Source organism: Niallia sp. MER 6, from assembly GCF_023714395.1.
GTDB lineage: Bacteria > Bacillota > Bacilli > Bacillales > Cytobacillaceae > Niallia.
In genome coordinates this window covers 15,020-37,981 of sequence record NZ_JAMAUK010000033.1, presented here as the reverse complement: position 1 = coordinate 37,981, position 22,962 = coordinate 15,020, and the positions used below count along the sequence as shown (strand labels likewise).

Here is a 22,962-nt window from a genome sequence, read left to right as displayed (position 1 = left end):
ACCACCTATACCAACCTTCATATAGATTCACTTCTCCTTTTCCCTTCCATAGGCATAGAAACAGTAAATGGCTATCGCAATTAACACTAATGGCAGTATTTGAAAAATAGAATTATATTTTGCAGAACTCACTTCTTTCAATCCGTATAAATAAATAATCATCCAAAAACTGCAACAAAGCGATATAACAGCACTTAATAATTTCATATACTCCCTCCTAATCCATTTCAACAAGTTATTGTTAATATTTCTTATTTAAGTTTTTGAACTGCGCTATATAAAATGAGGCCAAACATCCTTAAAGCATCAAGATAACAGGAATATTTTAGAAGTGTAAGATAATGCAGCATAATTTGCGGTTACCATAACATTATTCCCCAGCCGACTGTAACATTACCTATAATAAAAAAACATCCTCCATGATTAGGTGCTAGTAATACGGTTATTAAATCATGGAAGTTTCAAAAAAACTTTGATGAGGAAACCTAGACTTTTTTGCAAAGAGATTTATGAAGTATTGATAGACAGGAATGTCAGAGCTGCTTTTCCGATAAAGTAATTGGCTGTAAAAATGGAAATTTTCATCCTGAAAAGGAATCCCGGTAACTTGATCATGGTCTTCCATACTAAACTCAGGCAAGAAGCCGATTCCCCATTTATTCTGAACCGCTTTTTTAATTGTTTCAATGCTGCTTAGCTCCATAGATAAGGTAAATTCAATATGATTTTTTTGTAACTGATTCAATATATAAGCTCTGTATGTACAGCCTTCTTCTGTTAGAATAACTGTTTCATCCTTAAAGTCTTCCAACGTAAATAATGACTTTCCTGTATAAATATGATCAAGAGGTAATACGACTTTCATTTTTTGTTTTTCAATAGAGAGACTGTTGATTCTTTCTGACACAAATGGTTTATCAATTATTAGTCCAAAATCTAGTTCTTTATTATAAATTTTTTCAATTATTACTGCTTCTGTATCAGGAATGATTTGCACTTTTACATCAGGATACTGCTTTTTAAATTCGGATAATATTGCGGGCAGTTCATAAATTGCTAACGATTCAATCGACCCAATTCTTATCGTTTTTACTTCTTGGTTTTGTAATCTTTGCTGTGATTCATCAAATAATGCGAGCATTTTCTCTGCATAGCTATAAAGAAGCTCACCTGATGGAGTTAATTTCATTAATTTCCCATGTCTTTCTAATAAGCGCGTTCCCCCATAAAGTGCCTCCAGCTTTTGAATATGGGTTGTAACACTTGATTGTGCATAGTCCAATACATACGCAGCGCGTGTATAATTGCCGCTTTTCACAACTTGAATAAATGTTTTGAAGTATAACAGCTCCATCTTCTCACACCCTAACTATCAGTATTATTGATAGTATAAATCAATAACTATCAGATCAGCGAATACTTTTTCCATTTATACTGAAGAAGAAATCAACTAAGGAGGAATTATTTTGAAAAAAGAACCTAGATATTCATTAACATTGGACATTCAGCCAAGTGAACCAGAAGCAGCCTATGCTCATTTTATGAAAAAACTATCCTTTGAGGCAGATGTTGCTGATTTATTAATTGATTTGAAAAAGGGATACCAAGGCCTGACTATTATTGATGTTAGAGATGAATTGGCTTATGAAGAATGTCATATTACGGAGGCTATTTCTTTTCCAGGAAATAAAATATCTGATCGTACTGTTGGTACACTACCTAAAGATAAACTAATCGTAGTTTATTGTTGGGGACCAGCTTGCAATGGTGCAACAAGAGCATGTGCTAAACTGTCCAAATTAGGATTTAAAGTTAAAGAATTGATCGGCGGGCTTGAATACTGGCGGAAAGAAGGCGGCGCAGTAAGCGGGACATTAGGTGAAAAAGCGCCTATGTATTGGGCCCATAAACATTAACTCCTGTTCCCCATATAAAGTTAGAAGGAACCTTAAAATATTATTCTAAGGTTCCTTTTTGCACAGTCATCTTAACAACTTATGACCATACTTTATCAAGAAGTTTTTTCAAATATTTCGGGGATTCATTATTTGCTTATTAACAACATTACATGTCTACCTTGATTTAAAAAGGACCTCATAGATTCAGCAATTTTTCTATAAGTGGTAGTTATCTATATTCATATATTGCCCAAGGCAGCCACAAAACTGGTTCGGTTTCTACTTCCTCATCATTACAATAATGACAATAGCTGATTGCTTCTTCTAAAGAGCTGATAAAGCCATTTTCATTTAAAGTAAATCTAAAGTTCTCTTTAAAATCCTTTTCCAGTCCGTTGCACAAATAGGTGTGAAATTTCCCACTTTCGAATCCAAGGATTTCATAGCCCAACATCTTACAATCTGCTTTTGACATCAAATTTTTATTTAAAAGCTTCTTTTCTAGTACATATTGGTTTTCTTCCGGTTTAGTTTCAGATTCTTCTTCTGCAATAAACTCATGTACCAATCCTTCTGGCAAACCAATACCAAAAATTTTGGTATCCTGTAAATTACTCAAATATTTCTGTTTATATTTTCTAGCAACAGCCACAGTTGTAAATAGATTTGGATAAGTAATTTCACCTAATTCAAACATTTCTTCAACCTCTGCTTCTAAATGATAGTAAGTATTTTCAGATATTCGCAGTTTTTCACTATATTCTTTTTTGCTCTTTTTAGAACTAGCCCATAAGATATTTATATCAGGATGAATATCACATAGACATTCACTCGCTGAGTATATTAGCTCTGGAATAACTTCTTTATCTAAATATTCAGGCCGTTCTGATGAGGAAATAATATAATACCCACCTAAAATATGTCTCATATCACATACTCCTTGCCTCTGACATGTTAGTAATTCTTTAAAATCCTTTTTAATATAAAGATAATCAGTCACTTCATCATTAATAAAGAGCTAACTAAAATGAAATTTTAATAATTACTCAGCTACAGTAATGACAAATTCAAGGCTGGTCGGTTTTCTTTTAAATGGTTCATTGTATTCCTTGAACAGGAATTTAATTTTTGACATATCGTCAGGGAGGGGCGGTGACACTATGTACTGATAAGATATATGTCCATTTGAACCTCCTCCTACTCTAATTTATCATTCGACTTTAACATATAATGGGTATTTTTTAAAACTAATACTAAGGTGAGTATTTACCTAAAGTTCACACAAATATGAACCTACCATGACCTGATATTACTGATAATATATTATTTTTTCTTTCAAGCTAATATTTCTGTTCCCATAGTTCCCTTTAAGGCAGCTTGTGTAATGTAGACAGTATGAGGGCATTCCTTTATAGTAACCTTGAAATATAAATACAACCCCTGACATCACAGGAGTTCTTATATCTCTTTTTCTGTTTTTTGCAGTTCACTGATAAATAAGTCATATAGAGCTGTGGATGGTTCCTAATGATACTACAACCATACGCAATAATTTTTTCAAAACAAAAAAGACACCCAACTACAGGGTGTCTTCACATGAATTTAAGAAACAACTGGTAATTCACCTTTTACATCACTAACGTTCTGGTTGATAATTTCCACTAGTTTAAATTCTTTGTTTTCATATTCAAACTTCATGATGCAGCAATTTCCAATTTTCTGTAGCTGATTGATCGTGCTTGTATGTTCCCAAACTCTCATAAAGTTTCGGCATGCTCCCCCATGGGATACCGCCAACACTACTTCATTATCTTCTTCCATTATTTTTTGACATGTCTCAGCCATTCTTTGCTGAACTTCCTTCTGGTCTTCTCCTCCGTACTGTACAAAGAAATCATTGTAAGGCAAAGGCGGATTTAAATCTTCACTTTCTCCTTCAAATGTCCCAAAATTCCATTCCTTTAACCCTTTTAATCTTGTATATGGTAAATCTGTAATAATCTCTAATGTGTCACTTGCTCTTTCTGAGGTGGAGCAATAAGCTTGATCGAAGACAATATTTTGCTCTTTAAAATAAGCTGCAGCAGCCTCTGCTTGCTTAATCCCCAATTCTGTTAGCGGTGAATCACACCAGCCTTGTACTTTTTTTCGTAAATTAAACAATGTTTGACCATGTCTCATTAAATATAATGTCTTTTTCACGTGTATCCCCCTCTTTTTTATAAAGAACATCTTTTTAGTCAATAGCATTTCAACTACCTTATTAAAATTATCCTCTAAATCGAAAAAAAGCGTTATCATAATTCTCTTAAATCATTGCCTAAAACTCTCAAAGTACATCTTAATAACACTTTCCCTATATCTTTATTTACGTTAAAATCTAAAAATGACAAATAAGCATGAAAAAGACAGCTGCAATTGTTAGCAGCTGTCTTTACCTTTACATTACCTTTTAAGAAAAAAGCGACTGAATACCTATGTAGAATTCATATAAGAAATAAAACCCAAATCCAAATAATAAAATGCCTGCAATGATGGAAGTCCATTTAATCATTTGGCGGTTCATTATTTTTCTGGTGAAAGACACAATTGTCAGTAAGCCAATATCGTGTAATAAAATGCCTGAGATAATTCCTAGCGCTACAATAATAAAGCTGTTTGAATCACTGCCTTCATATGAATCTGCTAAAACAGCTCCAAATACCGAAATCCAAAACACTAAATTCCCAGGAGAAACAGCTACAAGCAGACCATTACGATATGTTTTGAAAAGTGATTTATTAGCTTTCTCCCCTGCCATTGTTATATCTTTATCGGCATTTTTTATGGAATCATAGGCTAGAAAGAATAAGAAAATCGCCCCGACTATCCATAATGGCATTTGAATAAAAGGAATCGCCAAAACTTTTGCTAATCCAAAATACAGGGCAAATATTAAGATCAGATCAACTGTCATTCCGCCAATACCAACTGCCCAGCCATGCATAAAACCATTTTTCAAACCTTGCTTTGTCATTTCAACTGTAATTGCACCTACTGGCATTGCAATAGCAAGTCCCACCATTACATAAGCAAAATACAAACTCACATAAACACTTCTTTCAACTTAAAGAATAGCTTCTTACGTCCGTTTTATATGCATTATTATACATAACATTCAATAAAAATAAAAGATTAATAGACAAATTAAAGAAAAAACCAGTTAGTTTATACTAACTGGTTAAAATTATCTTCTAAATGTTACCGGCAAATTTGGTCCTAAATAAGGAAAAAAAGGATGTGCCCCTGGAGGTCTTGGAGCAATATTATATTGTTGCCCTCCTAACATATAGTGATATGGTGTGACTCCAAGCAGCTTTTGATTCCAAGCTCCATATGATGGATTCGGAAAGTTTTGATAAAGTGCACCACCATTTAACCCAGTAATAATACTCGGATGCATAATAATTCCTCCTTACAGTTTGTTTATTATATGCTGCCGAGGCTAATTACGCTTAAGTACAAATAAGGGCGATATATCCTTTAAGACCTTATAAAATATACAACTGCCAACATAAAAAACGAAATAACTATTATACTCGTTACCCACAGCCAAGCCATGTCCATATTGCCTGAATCAATAGCAACATAGATAGCTGTTGGGATTGTTTGTGTTTTTCCTGGGATATTGCCAGCAAACATTAAGGTTGCTCCGAATTCCCCTAATGCTCTTGCAAAGCTCAAGATTGCTCCAGACACAATTGACTTTAAGGCGAGCGGAATGGAAATAAACATCATTAAACGTAATTCACCGGCCCCATCCACACGTGCTGCATTTTCTATATCTGCATCAATCGCTTCAAAGCCTGTTCTGGATGACTGATACATAAGAGGAAATGCAACAACTGTAGAAGCAATCACCGCTGCCCACCAAGTAAACATTATCGGCTGATTAAAAACCCATTCGATAAATTGACCTGCCGGGCTGTTCCGGCCAAAAATAATAATTAATAAAAAACCTACCACCGTTGGAGGCAGTACTAAAGGTAAAAGCAAAATTGTATCAACTAATACTTTTCCCTTAAATTTTCTGCCTGCCATCAGTTTCCCGAATATTATTCCAAATACAATGACAAATAATGTTGAAACAGCTGCAATTTCAATTGATAATATAACAGGTGCTAAAAAGTCAGCAGTCATCTTTTTTACTTCATCCCTTTAAAACCATATTGTTCTAATATTTTTAAGGAATTAACACCTTGCAAATAGTCATAGAAGGTCTTTGCTTGTGCATAGTAAGTACTATTTTTGATCACCCCTGCTGGATAAATAATCGGATCATGGCTACTTTCCTCTGCAGTTGCAGCTATTTCCACTTTATCGGAAGTTAATGCATCTGTTTTATATACAATCCCGGCGTCCACATTATTTGTTTCAACATATGTAAGTACTTGGCGCACATCTTTGGCGTAAATCACTTTATCCTCTAACTTAGTCCAAAGATTTAAACTTTCTAATGTATCCTTACCGTATTGTCCTGCAGGCACAGATTCAGGCGTACCAAGAGCTATCTTACCTGTCTTTGTTAAATCTTCAAAGCCCTTAATCCCTTTATCCGAATCTCTAGGGACTACCAATACAAGTTCATTTCCAACTAAATCTGTACTGTCACTCTTTTCCATAAGTCCATCATCCACCAAAATCTGAAATTTATCTTCTGCTGCCGAGACAAATACGTCAACAGGTGCTCCCTGGGAGATTTGCTGCTGCAATGCTCCTGATCCGCCAAAATTAAAATGGAGGATTATGTTTGGGTTTTCCTTTTCAAAGTCTGCTTTAATATCAGTCAAAGCATCTTGCAAACTCGCAGCAGCAGAGACCGTCAATTCCACTTTATCTTGACTAGCATCTTGTTTATTACTATTTTCTGCAGTCGTTTTGTCGTTTGCTGAACACCCGCTAAGGATAATCAATAGCAAAAGCACACTTAATACGGAACGATAGTAATTCTTCATTTTTTATCCCCTTCTTATAATTAGTTATAATTGATTATAACTAATTATAACTAATTGCTAAAACGAAAATTGTGAAAACTTTTAGAAATTTTTATTTACTTAATTATTTTTTTAACGATTACGTTAAAATATTAATGGAGGGGTGCACAATGTCAAAAGAATTTTCTTATACGATTGAAGAGGTATCTCAACTATTAAAAGTTTCCAAGCTTACCTTATATGATATGGTTAAAAAAGGAGATATCCCAGTTTTCCGTGTTGGGAGGCAGATGAGGATTGATTCAAGAGATTTAGATGTTTATATAAATAACCATAAAACAAAACAAACTTCGAACCTTTCTGTAACTGTACCGAAAGGCGAAACTGATGCGAAAACCATTGTAATAAGCGGACAAGACATGGTTCTTGATATTCTGAGTAAATATATGGAGAAACACTCATCTTATCAAGCATTGCGTTCCTACACGGGAAGCTTAAACAGCCTGATTTCCATGTACAATGGCAAAGGAGATATTGTTAGTTTACATATGTTTGACGGAGATACTGGAGACTATAATGTTCCTTATTTAAAAAAAATATTAGTCGGACGCCCCCTTATTTTACTTAATCTCTTATCAAGAAAAGCAGGCTTTTATGTTCAAAAGGGCAATCCGTTAAGCTTGACTGCTTGGACAGATTTACAGCGAAAAAACATAAAAATCGTCAATCGTGAGAAAGGTTCAGGAGCACGAATTCTCCTTGATGAACAGCTCAGAATAAACAATATCCTTTCAAGTGAGGTAAATGGATATGAAAAGGAAGAATCGAACCATTATAGTGTAGCAACAGCTGTTGCAAATGGAATGGCTGATGTTGGGGTTGGAATTGAAAAAGCCGCAAAAATGGTCGGAATCGACTTTGTACCGTTAATATCAGAAAGCTACGATTTAGTTATGTTAAAAACTCCTGAAAATGAACCGTTAATCCAGACAATAAAAGATATTTTAAACTCTGCCCACTTTCGGGATGAAATACAACTTTTAAGAGATTATGATATTTCTAGAACTGGAGATATTGTTTATGAAACATTTTAAAGGAGACTGCATTTTTTGCAGTCTCCTTTTTAATGTCTATCAAAGCCACTGAGAACGGATGATATCCTTAACACAATTCATTTCAATTACACCCTCACCTGAAGTAAAATGCCCTCCATCAGGCAATAAAATAAATGGAATCCCTAATTTTTCTGCTAACACATTCGTTATCTGCCAATCAATTATCTGATCTGTTCTAGAGGATATTATAAAAGACTTTCCTAATAAATGCGTGATTTTGTTTAAATCTAAGTTATCCATATAATTATCGAATTGTGGAAAATCTTTAATTGCTTGTGCAAATCCTGATACAAACACCGCTCCCTTTATCTGTATATGATGACGAAGAAGAAATCTTAAAAAAGTAACACAACCTAAACTATGACATACAAAATACGCATCTTGCGCATTGCTGACAGCTCGGTCTAAGTCACTGTCCCATTGTTTTACATCTGCAACTGAGACAGTCGTGTATTCCACTACTAGTATCTCTAAAAAATCTTTAAAGTTTTGTTTAATATCAGCAAGCCAATTTATATCAGGTGAGCCGCCGAATCCATCTATCAAATATAGTTTATCCAAGATTATTCTTCTCCTTTTATGCCGTTGTGTCTTTTATTTATTTCTCCTCTATAAGTATTTCAAACAGTTCTGCCGACCTTTTATCGTCGCTGTTTAGTTGCATATATTGGTTTTCAGAAGATGGGACAATAAATTCTACTTTATCTTTCTCGTCATTTAGCCAAATATCATAGCTTAATGATTTAATTTCTGTGTCAGAATCATCAGACTGCGCACTGTATCTGTAATCTGCTGGGCGTATATCTATACTTCCGTTATTCCATTCTAATCCGCCTACAATCTGATTCACTCTTTCAATCTGCTTTTGTTTAGTGATCTTTTTGAATTCCTTGTAATCAGCATTTTCTCCTGCACGTTTTTCAACGACTATATAATATCTGTCATTACTTAAACAGCCGCTCAACAAAATTACTAATAAACCAAGACTTATGAAAAAACAGTTACTCTTTTTCAAAAAAAGCCCCCCCTAACAATCGATTTAAAAAGCTGTAATCCAAATATTGCATAATAATATTTCTGTAAGCTGAAAATAAATACAAAATACATTTACTTAGGGGTTTTTATGCAATTATGCAAACAATGTTTGTTGTATTTTTTATCTTCATTAGTTTATTTTTTGGTGTTTGGAGACGTTTTAATGAATGGTATTCGACATTATTATTTTGGATAATTGGTGATTTGCTGTACGCTTCCCTACTTCATGATTTTAGAGTGTGGGAGTTTCACCCTGTCTGGGTTGATCACTTTATTCTCCCTACCCACACATTAATTAGCACCGCAATCGCATTTTTTATTTATCCGTCTGTTATTGTTGTGTTCTTAGGACGATTTCCTTCTTCTTTCTTTCATAGAATTGGTTGGATTATATTATGGGCTGTGATTTTTGAAAGTATTGAAATAATTGCTTATGTGAATAAAAGTATTTTCCATCATTACGGCTGGACTCTTGGCTGGTCCTTTTTGTTTAACATCATTACTTTTTCTTTATTAGCTGTACATAAATGGAAACCTTGGGTCGCTTGGCTATTATCCTTATTAAGCATAAGCTCGCTATGGTTTATATTTCAGCCTCCCCTTCCTAAGTAATGGAAAGGGAGAGCGCTTACTTTATAGAGATTGCTCTTAATAGTACTAATAAAGTTAACTACTTGACCTCCCGATAATTCCACTAACTTCACCTCTTTCAACAAAAACCTACTAAGCACATATTAACACTTCCACACTTTTCCATAAATAAAAAATATCCCATGATTCTGGGATATTTTCTTAACTTACCTTTCTATACACTGTTCCTATAGTTATGGAAATTTAGAAAGGTGTGGTTTTTTTGGAAAGGAAAGATATTGTTATCGTTGGTGGTTATGGACATGTAGGAAGATTGATATGCAGTAAGTTAGGAGAAATTTATCCCGGCTATGTGTATGCTGCTGGCAGAAGCATGGAGAAAGCGGAAACGTTTTCTGCATCAACAAATGGAAAGGTATTGCCGCTGTTACTAGATATCAATAAAGCTGTTCCTGCATCCTTACTGGCGAGTGTAAAACTCGTCATTGTTTGTCTGGAACAAGAAAATGCTCTATTTGCTACCACCTGTCTTCAAGCAGGGATTGATTATATCGATATTTCTGCATCATACCGGTTTTTAGCTGAAGTGGAACAGCTCCATGATTTAGCAGTTAACTCCAATTCTGCAGCGATGCTCAGTGTCGGGTTAAATCCGGGAATAACGAATCTACTGGCTAGTTGGATGGCAGAAAAAGTCGACCATACAGACGCAGTGGATATTTTCTTAATGCTCGGGTTAGGAGATACACATGGGCTTGCTGCCATTGATTGGACAATACGGCAAGCAAAAACGGACTATTATAAATGGATAAAAGGTAAACAGGTGAAGTTGAAAAGCTTTGGCGGCATGAAGTCTGCCTATTTTGGTGAACAGCTTGGCTGGCGAAACGCTTATCATTTTGATTTTGCAGATCAACATGTTTTGCATCATACAATAGCAGTTGATGATGTCACCACTTATCTTTGTTTTGATTCACGCTTTGCAACTGGTGCTTTAGCCTTTTTGAAAGCAATTGGACTGATTCGTTTCCTGCCTATTCGCTTGTCTACAAAATTGTTAACTAGAATTTCAATTGGAAAGCCGATGTTTTGTGTAAAAATTACCGTTAGCGGACGTAAATCAGGGAAGCCAATCGTGTTAGAAACAGAGCTTTATGGGAAAGAAGAAGCAAAAATAACTGCATTGGTAACCGTATGGGCTGCTTGCTATATGTGTGAAAACAATTCCTGCACAGGTGTTTTCCACATGGAAGAAGTATTGGATTGGACTGCTCTTCAGGATGAATTAAAGAACTATATTATTTGGGAAGCTCCGCAACTTTTACAAAAGGAACAATGAACAAATTTTGCTAATTTATACAAATAACTGGAATAACTACTGTCTTTCTATCCAAACTATAGTAAAGGAGGGTTTATATGAAGAAAATCGGTAAATTCCAGGCGATTATGTGGAGTATTGCGTTACCAGGTTTCAGCCAATTATTAACTGGACATTTCTTTAAAGGTACATTATTTGTACTAACAGAGATTCTTATAAACGTATATAGTCATTTTAATACTTCCATTATGTACAGCTATTTAGGGGAATTCTCTAAAGCAGAAGAAGTAATCAATTATGAATGGTTATTATTTTATGCTTGTTTATATTTCTTCGCTATGTGGGATGCATATCAATACGAGATGCCTGCTGATGAACAATTGTCTTTTCTTCCCTTTTTATCTGCGGCTGCTTTCGTTACACTCGGCTTAATTTATTCTAGTAAGATTACTTTATTTGGCCAGTCACTCGGCCCTGTTTTTTTGCCAATGATGTTTGTAATTCCTGGGGTTGTTATTGGTTTTATTATTAGATACATACTGCTTAAGTTTTCCAATGAAAAAAGAAGTTATATCTAAATGAGATTAACTTCTTTTTCATTTTGGAAATCAGATTTCGGCATTTATTTCTTCTACTAGACAATACTTAAGCTTGCTAATGGCAGCCTGCTCATCTTCCCCATTTACAAATAAGGTAACTTTATCACCTTCTGCTACAGATAAGTCCATCACTTTCATTATATTTTTGCCATTGGCGGACCTTCCTTTTTTAGTCAGGATTATTTCGCTGCGAAAGGTCTGAGCTATTGCCACAAAAAGGGCAGCATTTCGCGCTTGAAGCCGATTTACTTCCACTGTAATCCTTGTTATTAACAAATGCTTTCCACCTGCCCATTTATAGTGCTTGTTAGATATTAACCAGCAAGCTGATTAGTTCTAGAACGATATTTATAGTTTCTTAGCAAGATTGAGATGGTCCCGAAAATTAATGATATAAAACCTACTAAGACTACATATTGAATTCCTAATTGAGCTATAAATAATCCGCCAGCAGCAGCGCCAATCGTTGTACCTAAATTACAAGCTGAAATAAATAATCCATTAGCAAAGTCTGGAGCTTCTGGTGAAGAGGACATGATCCAATATTGATTGATATTGCCGCCCACCCCAGCTAGAATTCCCCAAATAAACGTTATGATTGCCATTGGGATGGAGAAATGACCAAATAGGAACAACACCATATAAACAGCTCCTAATAAAAACGGAAATGCGATGACCGTTCTTCGAGCATTATTCGTCAACAGCTTTCCTGCTGTTATATTTCCAATAATATTGGCTGCACCGAATACAGTCAGCATAATAGTAATCGAGGCAGAAGACATGGATGTTACTGATGTTAAATATTCAGCAAGATAACTGTATACACCAAATATTGCAGAGTTAAGGAAAACGACTGCAATGATAGACTGCCAAGTAATCAGCTTTTTCAAGATCGCTAACTGTGAGCCGTATGAAAGCTTTTCTTTAACAGGCATGCTTGGCACGAATAAATATGTCGCAATAAACGCAACTATATTCACCGCAGCAAAGAACGACATCGCCAATTGTAATGACATACTGCCAGCGATAAAGCTTGCGACTGGCACACCAATGACCATTCCGGCAGATACTCCTATGAATACTTTAGCAACAGCTTTAGGTGCTTCTTCTTTACGGACCGAAGCACCTGCTACCGAAAACGCTAATGAACAATAAATAGGATGGAACAGCGCAGGTACAACTCTAGCAGCTAATGCAATGGTAAAATTAGTAGTAAAGATGGACACAATGTTACCGATAATGAAAACTCCAAGCACAAGTAGCATTACTTTTTTTCGGTCTAAGCCTAAAAAAAATAATGGCATTGTCGGCCCAGAAACTGCGATAACAAGGGCAAAGAGACTAACCAGCAGGCCTGCTTTTGAGACACTGACACTAAAGTGATCAGCAAGAGCAGGCAATATTCCGATAACCCCCATTTCTGTATTGATAATGCCAAATACACCGATGGTTAATATCATGATAAGCAATTTATTATTCTTGACCAAAATTACACCTCAAACTTTCTGAATTTCAAAACACAAAACCCCGTAATGATGACTACTTTGTTGGCAATTACGGACATTTTTTTATGTTCCCTTCATATGTGATTTAATCATTTGCTTTTATTTTAGCTTCGATTTTCACATATAACCAATACTTATATCTCATATCTAGAAATGTCTGTTAAGCATTTCTGGATACATGTATACTTAAACATAATGAAGGAGGAATACAGATGGAAATAAGGGTGTTACGCTACTTCCTCGCAATTGCCAGGGTTGGTAATATCACAGCTGCTGCAGACCTGCTGCATGTTACACAGCCGACTTTATCAAGACAAATGAAAGATTTGGAAAAGGAATTAGGAAAAAAATTGTTTATTCGCAGCAGTCACAGTATCATTCTTACAGATGAAGGCATTTTGCTGCGAAACAGAGCAGCAGAAATTGTTAACATGGTCGATAAATTGGAATCGGAATTTCATTCAATGGAGGAAACTATTAGCGGAGATGTTTATATCGGCGGCGGTGAAACGGATGCGATGAGATGGATTGCCCGTGTAATTAACGACGTAAAGTTAAAGTATCCTAATATACGCTATCATCTTTACAGCGGAAACGAGGACGATGTTACAGATCGGCTTGACAAAGGGCTGCTCGATTTTGGCATCCTAATTGAACCTGCAGATATATCCAAATACAACTATATGAATATCCCAGCTAAGGACGTTTGGGGTGTTGTTATGCGCAAAGACAGTCCTCTCGCTGATAAACCGGCAATACGAGCAGCTGAACTTTTGGAGCTGCCTTTAATATGTTCACGACAGGCTATCAAACAGACATACTCGACAAATAAATTTGCAGACTGGTTCGGTGAAGATTTTGATAAATTAAATATTGTCACAACATATAATCTTGCCTATAATGCCGCCATTATGGTGGATGAAGGGATTGGTTATGCGATTACTATTGATAAAATAGTGAATACATCGAGTGATAGCAATTTATGCTTTAGACCGCTAGAGCCTAACCTTGAATCTGGTTTAAATATTGTGTGGCGCAAGCATCAAGTTTTTTCTGAAGCTGCTAATGTCTTTATTAAAGCTATCCAAGCGAAATTTTAAAGCTTTCTGATAAAATTTGTAAACAGCTAAAAAGGATGCCCCTTTGGGACATCCTTCACTCACAAAATCACATGGTGCTTGTATCAATAACGAATCGATATTTTACATCAGAAGCTAAAACACGTTGATATGCTTCGTCAATTTCATCTGCAGAGATAATTTCAATATTAGGAACAATATTATGCTCCGCACAGAAGTCGAGCATTTCTTGTGTTTCTCGGATACCGCCAATCATAGAACCAGCAAATGAACGGCGATGGCCGATTAAAGACATCACATTTAGTGACAAAGGCTCGCCAGGTGCGCCAACATTCACCATTGTTCCATCAAGGGTTAACAAAGAGAAATACGCATCAAGGTCAAGCTTTGCACTTACTGTATTGATAATAAGGTCAAATTTTCCAGCAAGCTTCTCAAATGTAGCTGGATCGCTAGTAGCATAATAATCAGCTGCCCCAAATTGTAAGCCGTCTTCTTTTTTGTTCAATGTTTGAGATAAAACAGTAACCTCAGCACCCATCGCATGGGCAATTTTCACAGCCATATGACCAAGTCCGCCTAACCCAACAACGGCTACTTTTTTACCTGGTCCAGCATTCCAGCGATTCAGTGGTGAATATGTTGTAATTCCTGCACATAGCAGCGGTGCTGCCACATCTAATTCAATATTATCAGGAATTCGGACAACAAAATCTTCTATTACAACGATATGTGTAGAATAGCCACCTTGTGTAGGCTCGCCATATTTATCTACACCAGCATAAGTAGGAATATTTCCTTTCAGGCAGTATTGTTCCTCTCCTTTTTGGCAGTTTTCACACTCACCGCAAGAATCAACCATACACCCGACTCCAACGCGGTCACCTACTTTATATTTTGTTACTTCCGCTCCGATTTCCGTAACAATACCAGCAATCTCATGACCTGGAACAAGAGGGTAATTTACAGGACCCCATTCGCCGTGGGCAGTATGAATGTCAGAGTGACATATACCTGCATATTTAATTTCAATTAAAACATCATGTAAATCAAGGTCCCGTCTCTTAATTTCTGCCGCTCTGAACGGTTTGTCTGGACCATCAACTGCTCGCGCTTTAGCTGTTGTCATGTTTCTTAGCCTCCTAGTAGTTTCATTTTTTTAACATTACTAGAATACGCCTTCTAGTTAACTCTAAGTCAAGTAAAAAGACTAAAAAAAACACCTGAACGTTATATAAATTAGTTCAAGTGAATTTATTACATGTGTATATCAACCCAGTCCTTCTATTAAAGTACCTAAATTATCTAAATCCTGTGTGATATTTAAGATAATCACAAATCTCCACTCTTTATTAATTTTGCCTAGCTTAACTACTTGGTGGACTTCAATCTGATCATTAGAATAAGTTCTGTGAGAATCACAAATCTCGTATAAAGTTGCTGCAAAATTTGTATTGTTCCAATCTCTAATTTCTAACGAAACATATTCTTGGCTTTTTTTAAGATTCATTTTTAACTCCTATTAAGGTTATTGCCTTGCTAAAATAAAATTTTGTATCCAATGATGATAATGATGATTCCGATAACAATAAAGCCACCGATGGTAGGACTGCCATACAGCGCTCGATTCCAACTGTCGTCTGTTTCAATTTTACTTTTCTCTTCATCATTATTTTTCAAAAAAGCCCTCCTATCCATTTCTTCATAATCCGGTAATGTTACATACGTTTATTCATCAGATAAGTTTCATCCTCCTCATGCATAAAAAAACTGTTAGACAAAGTCTAGCAGTCAATTTAAATTAGACAAATATTCATATGCTGTCGTTCCATAGACACTTTTAAAATGTTTATTTAAATGAGGTAAATCTACAAAACCACATTCTGCTACAGCAGCATAGATATCTCTCTTTCTTTCTATTAACTGCTTTGCTTGTTCTAGCTTGCTGTTTAGAAAGTATTGATATGGGGAGATTCCTGTATGAGCATTGAATATTCGGATAAATTGATATTTTGATAAATCAAGCTCACCGCTTATATCGTCAAGCTTAGGAACGGCCAGTAAGTTAGCACGAAGCATCTCCTTTGCTTTTCTTATCAGAACATTATCTTTTTTATATTCTTGAGAGAGGTTTGTTTGAACAAGACTGTCTGTTAGCGACAGCAGCAACTCACTGCAGACAGCTTCCCCTTTTTTATTAAGAATAGCATTAGCTAGTCTTATAACTTTTTGCTGAAGGATTTTATCGTATACAATAGGTGTTGAAAACTTGATTATTTCCTTTTTCTCCGATACCTCTAAGAACAGTTGTGGATCGATATAAAGCATCACATAATCAAGGCCTGCATCATCATGTGCCATCCCGTCATGAGCTTGTTCTGGATTAAAAAACATGACGCCGCCTTTATGGGACAACTGCAAACTGCCATCTAAATGATATCGTTGAATGCCGCGTAATGTGACCCCTATTGCATACTCTTTATGAGCATGCTTTTTATAGGTAAACTCATACATACTGGCTGCTAAGGCAGTTATGCCAGCTGATTTTTTATAAATAAATTTCTCCACTGCAACCACCCCTTTTTTCTCTGCTAAAACCACATCATTCCAGCGGCGTATACTAGAAATAAAGCCATTAGAAGATTGACTGCCTTTTTATGTTTTTGCAAAAAGGCTTTAAATATTGCGCCGAAAAGCACCCAAGTAATAAAGGCTAAAAAACCGATGAAAGTAATACCGGCTATACTTGTCATCAATGCTGATGCTGACTGGAAATACGGCATGATATAGCTTGGAATAATGGTCATCGTAAACAGAATTACTTTAGGATTTACAAATTGCATGATAAATCCAGATAAAAACGTGCCTGTATTATTTATTAAATTGCCTTTTGCTGAATCACTTTTATATATTTGCACTGCCAAATAAATCATGTATAAGCTGCCGATAATCTGCATCACCATTAAAAGCTTGGGTATGATTGTATAAAGCACAGAGTTCAGAAAAGCAGATACAACAAGCAGTAGGCCGAACGCAACCGTTGCTCCATATGTATATTCCATTGCCTTTCTAGTACCAAAATTGTGCACTGTTGATAAAATAACGATATTAGTAGGACCTGGTGTGAATGTTACGATAAAGCAGTATATTATAAATGATGTAATATTCATGAGGGAACTCCTTTCCTTTTGTCCTTATGAATATTACATCTATGTTTATAATGTATATAGTATATTATTGCAGATATTAACTCATTTACTCAATAAAAGGCCGTTAAGCATTTCTTATAAAAGTAAAAATTGACATATCTAAAAAAACCGATATAATCGGTACCATGGAACCTATTCATGTATTTAAAGCACTCTCTAATGAAACAAGATTGAATATTTTAGAGTGGCTGAAGGAACCTGAGAAGCATTTCCCAAAACAAGGCGCTCATTTGCCTAAGGAGGTAAGCTACAAAGGCGGAGTTTGTGTTGGGGATATTCAAGAAAAGGCTAAAGTTTCTCAATCTACCGTTTCTAGCTACTTAAACATGATGCAAAAAGCTGGACTGCTTGACTCTATTCGTCATGGTCAATGGACATACTACAGGCGAAATGAGGAGTTTATTCAACAGCTAGCAAAGTATTTTCAAACAGAAATCTAACTTTGCATGGATTTCTGTTTTTTTAAGACTCTATATCTATATTTCTAGATATATAATTATTCAAAAAAGGAGAACTGATTTTATGCGCTATCTTTCTTATTTGTTAGCCCTTCTGGCTGGAGCAGCGCTCAGCTTTGAAGGAGCTATTTATGCTGAACTGGGAAAAACAATTGGACAAATAGAAACAAGTTTTTATAACTTCTTTATGGGCTCTATTATTATGGGGCTATTATGGATTTTCTTTGGTAAAGGAGATCTTTCTTATACATTAAAAGCACCTAAGTGGACATTGCTTGGCGGCGGATTAGGTGTCGTTTATTTAACTGCTATTGTTATTAGTGTTCCATACGTCGGTGTTGGAATCTCAATGGTTGCAGTCATCATCGGACAACTGGTGATGAGCATGGTAATTGAGCATTTCGGATGGCTTGGCAGTAAAAAGACTAAAATTAACAAGGAAAAGATATTTGCCGTGATCTCTATGATTATCGCACTTATATTAATAAACTAGGAGGTTATCAATTTGGGGTTATTTATGATTTTATTCACATTAATCGGCGGTATCACACTAAGCGCTCAATCTTCTATCAATGGTACATTCAGCCGCAAAGCAGGCACAATTGAAACTACTTTTTTAACTTTTCTAACTGGAACCTTGTTTCTTACTGTTTTCATTATCTTTTTTGGACATGGGGATATTCTTGCACTTTTAGAAGCACCTAAGTGGCAATTAAGTGCAGCCTTTTTAGGCACAGCCTATTTGCTGCTGACTGTTATCGCCGTTCCTCGAATTGGGGTAATCGCAACAAATATCGCGGGGATTGCCGGTCAACTAGTAATTGGAGTGATAATTGATCATTTTGGCTGGTTCAATAGTTTAGTTATTGAATTAGATATGAAACGGGCCTTTGCATTACTATTTATGATTATTTCTTTATACTTCATCTATAAAGGCAATAAGCGTTCGAATGAAGAAGCACAAAATTCTTAACAACCTGATAAAAGGTGGTGTTCCTAACAATAGGAACACCATCTTTTTTTGATATATCAGCTATATATAAAATTGCATTGCAAGATAATTCAGTGTGTACGGCATATCAATACACCGTCAGGACATAATCGTTCCGCTTAAAGGAAGATCCATACCATATAATAATTTTTAATATAATAAGACAAGTAGCAAGAGCTGTTCGTACTTCCCTTCTCGTAGACGAAAAACACATGCAACCAAAGATGGTGTTAGATGACCCTATACAAGGAATTAATGATGTTTATCTTGTCGTTGGATTGCTGCCGAAAGGAGCAAAATACAGAGACTGCTTTCTAAAAGTGCTGAAGCGTTAAAAGACTACAAAAGAGAAATGAACGTTATTCTTGTTCATTTCTCTTTTGCGCCTTATTAAAGTGTTTTACACATGATAAAGTCAGTCTGTTCTTCATCACCCATATAAAAGGAATGAGCTCCCTTTTGCCTAAATCCCATTTTCTTATAAAAGGCTATAGCATTTTCATTTTTTTCCCAGACGCCAAGCCATATTTTCTTTTTATTGTTTTCTCTGGCAATATCAAGTGCTTTTTGGAAAAGAACCTTCCCAAGTCCGTCTTTTTGAAATCGGCTTTTGATATAAATCCTTTCGATTTCAAGTGACTCAGTCCCCATTTCCTCAGTTTGTGCGTCATTCGTATTTACCTTTAAATATCCAGCCAATTCCTTATCTAAATATAGAAAGAAAAATTGGGATGAAATGTTGGACAGCTCTTTCTCTAACTGCTCTAAAGTAAATGCTTTATCTAAGTAGTTCTTCATATTTTCAGGTGAATTTTGGTCTTTAAATGTTTCATTAAAGGTTTCATAACTGATTTCTCGAAGCTTTTGTAAATCTTTAACTGTACATATTTTAAGTTCTAATGTCATTTGAATGCTGCTCCTTTTATTTATAATAAGCCCCACTAATTTTATTGCAAATGCAATAAAGATATCTTATATTAAATATAATGTATTTTTGTTGCATTTGCAATAAAATCTCAAGGAGGCAATCATGTGAAATATGTATTTTATGTAATAGGGATATTTATTTTAACCTGTGGAATTTCCTTAACGATTCAATCGAATCTTGGAACTTCACCTTTTGACGCCCTTTTAGTTGGCTTATCTCAAAATATAGGGCTAACTGTCGGCAGCTGGGAATTTATCTTAGCAATTATCTTGATTTTATTTAACTCCTTGTTAAAAAGACAGCAGCCTGAAGCTTTAGGATTGGTAACAGCTTTTATAACTGGAATTGGCATCGATTTATGGCTGTTTTTATTGCACGGTTTAATAACACCTGAAATTTGGTATAGCCAATTGATTTGTTTTATTAGCGGCTTAATTGTGATTGGATTTGGAACCGCCATATATTTACACACAAACTTCGCTCCAATTCCAGTCGATCGGTTAACATTAATTATTCAGGAACTAACTAACACAACTATTTTTCTTTCGAGAACATTTATTTATTTAGTATTTTTAATTATTGCATTCAGTTTAGGTGGACCAATTGGCATTGGTACGTTACTAACGGTTTGTTTAGGAGGACTTGTTCTGCAATACTTTATGCCAGCAGCGAAAAAAGTATTAAACAGGTTTATCGCAGATTCTAATCCGTCTACACATGATAAAAAGCAGGCCATATAAAAAGACGTGAGACTTCTCCATACTCACGCCTTTTTACAAGCTGCTATAATTTATGCTTCTCTATATAAAAAACAGGTTCAGACTCAACATTTTTAATCCATATACTATCTTTGCCTTCAAGCCCTTCTCTAATCCAAACATTATTTTGCTCATTTTCCATATGCCGGACCCAAGTTATATAGCCATTAACGGCTTGAGGGGTATCATCTCGTTCCTTTTCTTTAGGTGCTGTCAATTGCTTTTGGTCATTAGACTTCAAATGAATGGAATAAAGGCTAGTATACATTGTAGGTACCGGGCCTTCCTTCCATTCTTTATTTTCCTTAGAACGAGCAACAATCACTACATCAGGAGAATACCATGACAAATCCAAGTCAACATCCCCCTTTGGTGTATAAACTTTCTGTCCGATAAAAGCAGGCATTTCTGCGATGGTTGTCCGCTTATTTTCAACGAGAAATCTTCCTTCACCAGAAATATAGGCAAGCTGATTTTTATTCGGGGCCCAATTAAACCAATCCTGATTGTTCAGCATTTTGCCGACCTCTTGAAAACGTTCTCCCTTTGCTGTAATAACACATAATGAATTACTGTCATTGGACCAGGATGCTGTCGGAATAGCCAGAAAGCTAAGCCACTTTCCATCATCACTCCACTTAAACTCCTCTGCCGTTATTGCAAATAAATCTTTATTAGTCAGGATTGTAAAAAAGGGATGAATCTTTTCTTGTTGTAAGTTTGCATCAGCTGCAACTTTAAATAATTCAATGGGGCCCCAACCTGTCGGTAATAAATTGGATTGAGAAGACACAATAAATTCTTTGCCGTTCGGAAACCATTCAAATCCGCTGACACCTAAAGAAACGTTCTCAAACATTTCAGGCCGTCCGTTTTTTATTTTAGTGACGTTTAATATTCCTTGATCATTATAAGCTAACTGATTATTATTTGGTGACCATTTGTAATCCGTTGCACTCACTTGCACATATGGTTGATAGCTTTCGTTTTTGACCATATCATAAATATACAGATCAGACTTTTCACCTTGCTCATCCCCATCTATATACGCAATAAAACGGCCATCAAAGGACCATTTAGGGTTGTATACATGCTGAGAATAGGTGAGCTGTCTTTCTTCACTTCCCTCCTTCACCCACAGCTGATTGTTTCGCACAAATGCAGCTGTTAAAGGCACTTCCCCTGCGGCTCCAGCAGCAGTAGATAAACTAAAAAAAATAACAAAAAGAGATAAGAGCATTCGATAATTCATAACTAGTCCTCCATTCTGCTACTAAGATGCCCCGAGTTATTATTTCTAATGCTATAAAATACACTAAAAAAGCTCTACTCCCAAGTGGATAAGGGAATAAAGCTTATGATTTTTAGGCAGGGTCTTTCTTAGCCTTATTTTTATTGTTTGGCGCAAACCAGCCGATTAATGCTACCGCTACTAATACTCCATAAAAGATTAACGTCCAGCCAGTGCTATGGGGAAAATGATGGTCCAGTACACCAATATCTTCGTGTGCCAGGGTAATTACGCTAAGCTTGACACCGACCCAAGCTACAATTACATATGCTGTTGTTTCTAATGCAGGTCGCTTATCAAGCAGCTGTACAAACCATGTGGCTGCATATTTAATTAAAACTAGGCCGGCAATCCCACCAAGAAGAACAACGAGAAACTGTCCTCCATCCATACCGCCGAACTCACCAAGCGGTGAATCAGGAAGGCCGAGGGCAAGAGCAACTGCCGCTAAAATGGAATCAATCGCAAAAACTAAATCTGCTAATGCAATCTTTCCCACAGTAGGTAAGAAGCCCTTTCCTTTAGCCTCTTCTTCCACTTCCGTATGCGGCTTTTCTTTCTTAAACCATGCCTTAAAGATATGTTTTAAGCCTAAATAAAGCAGATAAACGGCACCGATTGCCTGTACCTGCCAGACGTTTGCAATAAATGATATCGCAAACAGTGCTGCAAATCGAAAAATAAAGGCGATAATTATACCGTAATTTATTGCCCTTTTTTTCTCATCTTCAGGTAAATGCTTCGCAATTACTGCAAGAACCAATGCATTGTCAGCAGATAACAACCCTTCTAAGCCAATTAAAATCAACAATGCCCAAGCATATTCCAACCATATTGACTCCATTTTTTTCTCTCCTTTCTATTATGTATTATGTGAAAGGTTTAAGCTGACAATAAAGAAAATTAAATAAGTCTGCAAATTTCCAAATAACCCTGTAACTTTATTTATTCCTTAACAAGGGTATTTATTTATAAACTTATTTAAAATTTCTTTAACTTTCTCCAGCCACACCAAACTAAAATACATAAGAGAATAATCTTCTTTGGATAACTCAATAAAGTATACCCTTAATTCCATATAGTTATGCTTTGTTAGTTTTAGTCTGCCAATAACAATGCTAATCATACTTATTTCCTTCAAACATAAAGTATTTTGTTTTAGCAGAGATATTTAATACTCATGTTAAGGACAGTATTGTTCCGAAAATAGAGCT

The 22,962-nt window shown here is 35.7% G+C and carries 31 protein-coding genes; 11 read left to right on the top strand and 20 right to left on the bottom strand.

Annotated features, from left to right (window positions below):
* Positions 1-27 precede the first annotated feature (27 nt).
* Positions 28-207, bottom strand: coding sequence for a hypothetical protein (locus M3600_RS24485; protein WP_233315462.1), 180 nt, complete (start codon positions 205-207; stop codon positions 28-30).
* Between the two features lie 238 nt (positions 208-445).
* Positions 446-1,354: a LysR family transcriptional regulator gene (locus M3600_RS24480; RefSeq protein WP_251647928.1), complete on the bottom strand. Its 909-nt coding sequence runs from the start codon at positions 1,352-1,354 to the stop codon at positions 446-448.
* A 112-nt stretch (positions 1,355-1,466) separates the two neighbouring features.
* Between M3600_RS24480 and M3600_RS24475 the strand changes: the two genes are divergently transcribed.
* Entirely contained in the window at positions 1,467-1,916 is a 450-nt protein-coding gene (locus M3600_RS24475) for a rhodanese-like domain-containing protein (protein WP_251647926.1), read from the top strand.
* Positions 1,917-2,127: 211 nt separating this feature from the next.
* Here the strand turns inward: M3600_RS24475 and M3600_RS24470 are convergent, their stop codons facing one another.
* From M3600_RS24470 to modA, 6 genes are all read right to left on the bottom strand, one after another.
* The gene (locus M3600_RS24470; protein WP_251647923.1) at positions 2,128-2,826 is read right to left on the bottom strand and encodes a hypothetical protein; all 699 of its coding nucleotides are present in this window, start codon (positions 2,824-2,826) and stop codon (positions 2,128-2,130) included.
* A 674-nt stretch (positions 2,827-3,500) separates the two neighbouring features.
* Positions 3,501-4,100 (bottom strand): histidine phosphatase family protein, encoded by a 600-nt coding sequence (locus M3600_RS24465; protein ID WP_251647921.1) that lies wholly within the window; start codon positions 4,098-4,100, stop codon positions 3,501-3,503.
* 250 nt (positions 4,101-4,350) lie between these two features.
* Positions 4,351-4,986, bottom strand: a complete 636-nt coding sequence (locus tag M3600_RS24460) for a LysE family transporter (RefSeq protein WP_233315467.1) — start codon at positions 4,984-4,986, stop codon at positions 4,351-4,353.
* A gap of 138 nt (positions 4,987-5,124) precedes the next feature.
* Positions 5,125-5,340 (bottom strand): hypothetical protein, encoded by a 216-nt coding sequence (locus M3600_RS24455; RefSeq protein WP_233315468.1) that lies wholly within the window; start codon positions 5,338-5,340, stop codon positions 5,125-5,127.
* A gap of 80 nt (positions 5,341-5,420) precedes the next feature.
* A complete protein-coding gene (gene modB, locus M3600_RS24450; RefSeq protein WP_251647919.1) occupies positions 5,421-6,077 on the bottom strand; it encodes a molybdate ABC transporter permease subunit in 657 nt (218 codons plus the stop codon).
* A gap of 5 nt (positions 6,078-6,082) precedes the next feature.
* A complete protein-coding gene (modA, locus tag M3600_RS24445; protein WP_233315470.1) occupies positions 6,083-6,892 on the bottom strand; it encodes a molybdate ABC transporter substrate-binding protein in 810 nt (269 codons plus the stop codon).
* Positions 6,893-7,041: 149 nt separating this feature from the next.
* Between modA and M3600_RS24440 the strand changes: the two genes are divergently transcribed.
* On the top strand, positions 7,042-7,965 hold the full coding sequence (locus M3600_RS24440; protein ID WP_233315471.1) for a helix-turn-helix transcriptional regulator: 924 nt from the start codon (positions 7,042-7,044) through the stop codon (positions 7,963-7,965).
* A gap of 39 nt (positions 7,966-8,004) precedes the next feature.
* Here the strand turns inward: M3600_RS24440 and M3600_RS24435 are convergent, their stop codons facing one another.
* On the bottom strand, positions 8,005-8,547 hold the full coding sequence (locus tag M3600_RS24435) for an RBBP9/YdeN family alpha/beta hydrolase (protein ID WP_233315472.1): 543 nt from the start codon (positions 8,545-8,547) through the stop codon (positions 8,005-8,007).
* Positions 8,548-8,584: 37 nt separating this feature from the next.
* Positions 8,585-9,001 carry a hypothetical protein gene (locus tag M3600_RS24430; protein WP_233315473.1) on the bottom strand — a complete coding sequence of 139 codons (417 nt, stop codon included), beginning with the start codon at positions 8,999-9,001 and terminating at the stop codon, positions 8,585-8,587.
* A gap of 116 nt (positions 9,002-9,117) precedes the next feature.
* Between M3600_RS24430 and M3600_RS24425 the strand changes: the two genes are divergently transcribed.
* From M3600_RS24425 to M3600_RS24415, 3 genes are all read left to right on the top strand, one after another.
* The gene (locus M3600_RS24425) at positions 9,118-9,633 is read left to right on the top strand and encodes a CBO0543 family protein (RefSeq protein WP_233315474.1); all 516 of its coding nucleotides are present in this window, start codon (positions 9,118-9,120) and stop codon (positions 9,631-9,633) included.
* Positions 9,634-9,874: 241 nt separating this feature from the next.
* A complete protein-coding gene (locus tag M3600_RS24420; protein WP_251647916.1) occupies positions 9,875-10,951 on the top strand; it encodes a saccharopine dehydrogenase family protein in 1,077 nt (358 codons plus the stop codon).
* Positions 10,952-11,028: 77 nt separating this feature from the next.
* Positions 11,029-11,508, top strand: a complete 480-nt coding sequence (locus M3600_RS24415) for a hypothetical protein (protein ID WP_233315476.1) — start codon at positions 11,029-11,031, stop codon at positions 11,506-11,508.
* A 30-nt stretch (positions 11,509-11,538) separates the two neighbouring features.
* Here the strand turns inward: M3600_RS24415 and M3600_RS24410 are convergent, their stop codons facing one another.
* The gene (locus tag M3600_RS24410) at positions 11,539-11,805 is read right to left on the bottom strand and encodes an HPr family phosphocarrier protein (RefSeq protein WP_233315477.1); all 267 of its coding nucleotides are present in this window, start codon (positions 11,803-11,805) and stop codon (positions 11,539-11,541) included.
* A gap of 38 nt (positions 11,806-11,843) precedes the next feature.
* On the bottom strand, positions 11,844-13,016 hold the full coding sequence (locus M3600_RS24405) for an MFS transporter (protein WP_251647914.1): 1,173 nt from the start codon (positions 13,014-13,016) through the stop codon (positions 11,844-11,846).
* Between the two features lie 230 nt (positions 13,017-13,246).
* Between M3600_RS24405 and M3600_RS24400 the strand changes: the two genes are divergently transcribed.
* On the top strand, positions 13,247-14,134 hold the full coding sequence (locus M3600_RS24400; RefSeq protein WP_251647912.1) for a LysR family transcriptional regulator: 888 nt from the start codon (positions 13,247-13,249) through the stop codon (positions 14,132-14,134).
* A 67-nt stretch (positions 14,135-14,201) separates the two neighbouring features.
* Here M3600_RS24400 and M3600_RS24395 read toward each other — a convergent pair whose 3' ends face one another.
* The 5 genes from M3600_RS24395 to M3600_RS24375 form a co-directional block, all read right to left on the bottom strand.
* Entirely contained in the window at positions 14,202-15,242 is a 1,041-nt protein-coding gene (locus M3600_RS24395; protein WP_233315480.1) for an NAD(P)-dependent alcohol dehydrogenase, read from the bottom strand.
* Between the two features lie 141 nt (positions 15,243-15,383).
* Positions 15,384-15,623 (bottom strand): hypothetical protein, encoded by a 240-nt coding sequence (locus M3600_RS24390; RefSeq protein WP_233315481.1) that lies wholly within the window; start codon positions 15,621-15,623, stop codon positions 15,384-15,386.
* 29 nt (positions 15,624-15,652) lie between these two features.
* Complete coding sequence (locus M3600_RS24385) at positions 15,653-15,793, bottom strand: hypothetical protein (protein WP_233315482.1); 141 nt, start codon at positions 15,791-15,793, stop codon at positions 15,653-15,655.
* A gap of 111 nt (positions 15,794-15,904) precedes the next feature.
* The gene (locus M3600_RS24380) at positions 15,905-16,681 is read right to left on the bottom strand and encodes an AraC family transcriptional regulator (protein ID WP_251647910.1); all 777 of its coding nucleotides are present in this window, start codon (positions 16,679-16,681) and stop codon (positions 15,905-15,907) included.
* Between the two features lie 23 nt (positions 16,682-16,704).
* Positions 16,705-17,283, bottom strand: coding sequence for a LysE family translocator (locus M3600_RS24375; RefSeq protein WP_233315484.1), 579 nt, complete (start codon positions 17,281-17,283; stop codon positions 16,705-16,707).
* A gap of 164 nt (positions 17,284-17,447) precedes the next feature.
* Here M3600_RS24375 and M3600_RS24370 point away from each other — a divergent pair, with 164 nt between their 5' ends.
* The 4 genes from M3600_RS24370 to M3600_RS29105 all read left to right on the top strand — a co-directional run bounded on the left by M3600_RS24370 (position 17,448) and on the right by M3600_RS29105 (position 19,106).
* Positions 17,448-17,762 carry an ArsR/SmtB family transcription factor gene (locus M3600_RS24370; RefSeq protein ID WP_233315485.1) on the top strand — a complete coding sequence of 105 codons (315 nt, stop codon included), beginning with the start codon at positions 17,448-17,450 and terminating at the stop codon, positions 17,760-17,762.
* A gap of 82 nt (positions 17,763-17,844) precedes the next feature.
* The gene (locus tag M3600_RS24365; RefSeq protein ID WP_233315486.1) at positions 17,845-18,273 is read left to right on the top strand and encodes a DMT family transporter; all 429 of its coding nucleotides are present in this window, start codon (positions 17,845-17,847) and stop codon (positions 18,271-18,273) included.
* Positions 18,274-18,285: 12 nt separating this feature from the next.
* Positions 18,286-18,753, top strand: coding sequence for a DMT family transporter (locus M3600_RS24360; RefSeq protein ID WP_233315487.1), 468 nt, complete (start codon positions 18,286-18,288; stop codon positions 18,751-18,753).
* Positions 18,754-18,983: 230 nt separating this feature from the next.
* Positions 18,984-19,106 (top strand): hypothetical protein, encoded by a 123-nt coding sequence (locus tag M3600_RS29105; RefSeq protein WP_285854843.1) that lies wholly within the window; start codon positions 18,984-18,986, stop codon positions 19,104-19,106.
* A gap of 55 nt (positions 19,107-19,161) precedes the next feature.
* Here the strand turns inward: M3600_RS29105 and paiA are convergent, their stop codons facing one another.
* On the bottom strand, positions 19,162-19,677 hold the full coding sequence (paiA, locus tag M3600_RS24355; RefSeq protein ID WP_251647908.1) for a spermidine/spermine N(1)-acetyltransferase: 516 nt from the start codon (positions 19,675-19,677) through the stop codon (positions 19,162-19,164).
* A gap of 126 nt (positions 19,678-19,803) precedes the next feature.
* Between paiA and M3600_RS24350 the strand changes: the two genes are divergently transcribed.
* Positions 19,804-20,439 (top strand): YczE/YyaS/YitT family protein, encoded by a 636-nt coding sequence (locus tag M3600_RS24350; RefSeq protein ID WP_251647906.1) that lies wholly within the window; start codon positions 19,804-19,806, stop codon positions 20,437-20,439.
* Positions 20,440-20,482: 43 nt separating this feature from the next.
* Here M3600_RS24350 and M3600_RS24345 read toward each other — a convergent pair whose 3' ends face one another.
* Together M3600_RS24345 and M3600_RS24340 are read right to left on the bottom strand one after the other, a co-directional pair.
* Positions 20,483-21,709 carry a TolB family protein gene (locus tag M3600_RS24345; RefSeq protein WP_251647904.1) on the bottom strand — a complete coding sequence of 409 codons (1,227 nt, stop codon included), beginning with the start codon at positions 21,707-21,709 and terminating at the stop codon, positions 20,483-20,485.
* A 112-nt stretch (positions 21,710-21,821) separates the two neighbouring features.
* The gene (locus M3600_RS24340) at positions 21,822-22,592 is read right to left on the bottom strand and encodes a TerC family protein (protein WP_233315491.1); all 771 of its coding nucleotides are present in this window, start codon (positions 22,590-22,592) and stop codon (positions 21,822-21,824) included.
* Positions 22,593-22,962: the final 370 nt, after the last annotated feature.

Excerpts from the sequence above, each read along its gene's own strand:
- M3600_RS24400 (WP_251647912.1), top strand. The coding sequence starts at position 13,247 with ATGGAAATAAGGGTGTTACGCTACTTCCTCGCAATTGCCAGGGTTGGT.
- modA (WP_233315470.1), bottom strand. The coding sequence starts at position 6,892 with ATGAAGAATTACTATCGTTCCGTATTAAGTGTGCTTTTGCTATTGATT.
- M3600_RS24480 (WP_251647928.1), bottom strand. The coding sequence starts at position 1,354 with ATGGAGCTGTTATACTTCAAAACATTTATTCAAGTTGTGAAAAGCGGC.
- M3600_RS24395 (WP_233315480.1), bottom strand. The coding sequence starts at position 15,242 with ATGACAACAGCTAAAGCGCGAGCAGTTGATGGTCCAGACAAACCGTTC.
- M3600_RS24470 (WP_251647923.1), bottom strand. The coding sequence starts at position 2,826 with ATGAGACATATTTTAGGTGGGTATTATATTATTTCCTCATCAGAACGG.
- M3600_RS24375 (WP_233315484.1), bottom strand. The coding sequence starts at position 17,283 with ATGAATATTACATCATTTATAATATACTGCTTTATCGTAACATTCACA.
- M3600_RS24485 (WP_233315462.1), bottom strand. The coding sequence starts at position 207 with ATGAAATTATTAAGTGCTGTTATATCGCTTTGTTGCAGTTTTTGGATG.
- M3600_RS24365 (WP_233315486.1), top strand. The coding sequence starts at position 17,845 with ATGCGCTATCTTTCTTATTTGTTAGCCCTTCTGGCTGGAGCAGCGCTC.
- M3600_RS24440 (WP_233315471.1), top strand. The coding sequence starts at position 7,042 with ATGTCAAAAGAATTTTCTTATACGATTGAAGAGGTATCTCAACTATTA.
- modB (WP_251647919.1), bottom strand. The coding sequence starts at position 6,077 with ATGACTGCTGACTTTTTAGCACCTGTTATATTATCAATTGAAATTGCA.
- paiA (WP_251647908.1), bottom strand. The coding sequence starts at position 19,677 with ATGACATTAGAACTTAAAATATGTACAGTTAAAGATTTACAAAAGCTT.
- M3600_RS24390 (WP_233315481.1), bottom strand. The coding sequence starts at position 15,623 with ATGAATCTTAAAAAAAGCCAAGAATATGTTTCGTTAGAAATTAGAGAT.
- M3600_RS24345 (WP_251647904.1), bottom strand. The coding sequence starts at position 21,709 with ATGAATTATCGAATGCTCTTATCTCTTTTTGTTATTTTTTTTAGTTTA.
- M3600_RS24370 (WP_233315485.1), top strand. The coding sequence starts at position 17,448 with ATGGAACCTATTCATGTATTTAAAGCACTCTCTAATGAAACAAGATTG.
- M3600_RS29105 (WP_285854843.1), top strand. The coding sequence starts at position 18,984 with ATGCAACCAAAGATGGTGTTAGATGACCCTATACAAGGAATTAATGAT.
- M3600_RS24415 (WP_233315476.1), top strand. The coding sequence starts at position 11,029 with ATGAAGAAAATCGGTAAATTCCAGGCGATTATGTGGAGTATTGCGTTA.
- M3600_RS24340 (WP_233315491.1), bottom strand. The coding sequence starts at position 22,592 with ATGGAGTCAATATGGTTGGAATATGCTTGGGCATTGTTGATTTTAATT.
- M3600_RS24425 (WP_233315474.1), top strand. The coding sequence starts at position 9,118 with ATGCAAACAATGTTTGTTGTATTTTTTATCTTCATTAGTTTATTTTTT.
- M3600_RS24455 (WP_233315468.1), bottom strand. The coding sequence starts at position 5,340 with ATGCATCCGAGTATTATTACTGGGTTAAATGGTGGTGCACTTTATCAA.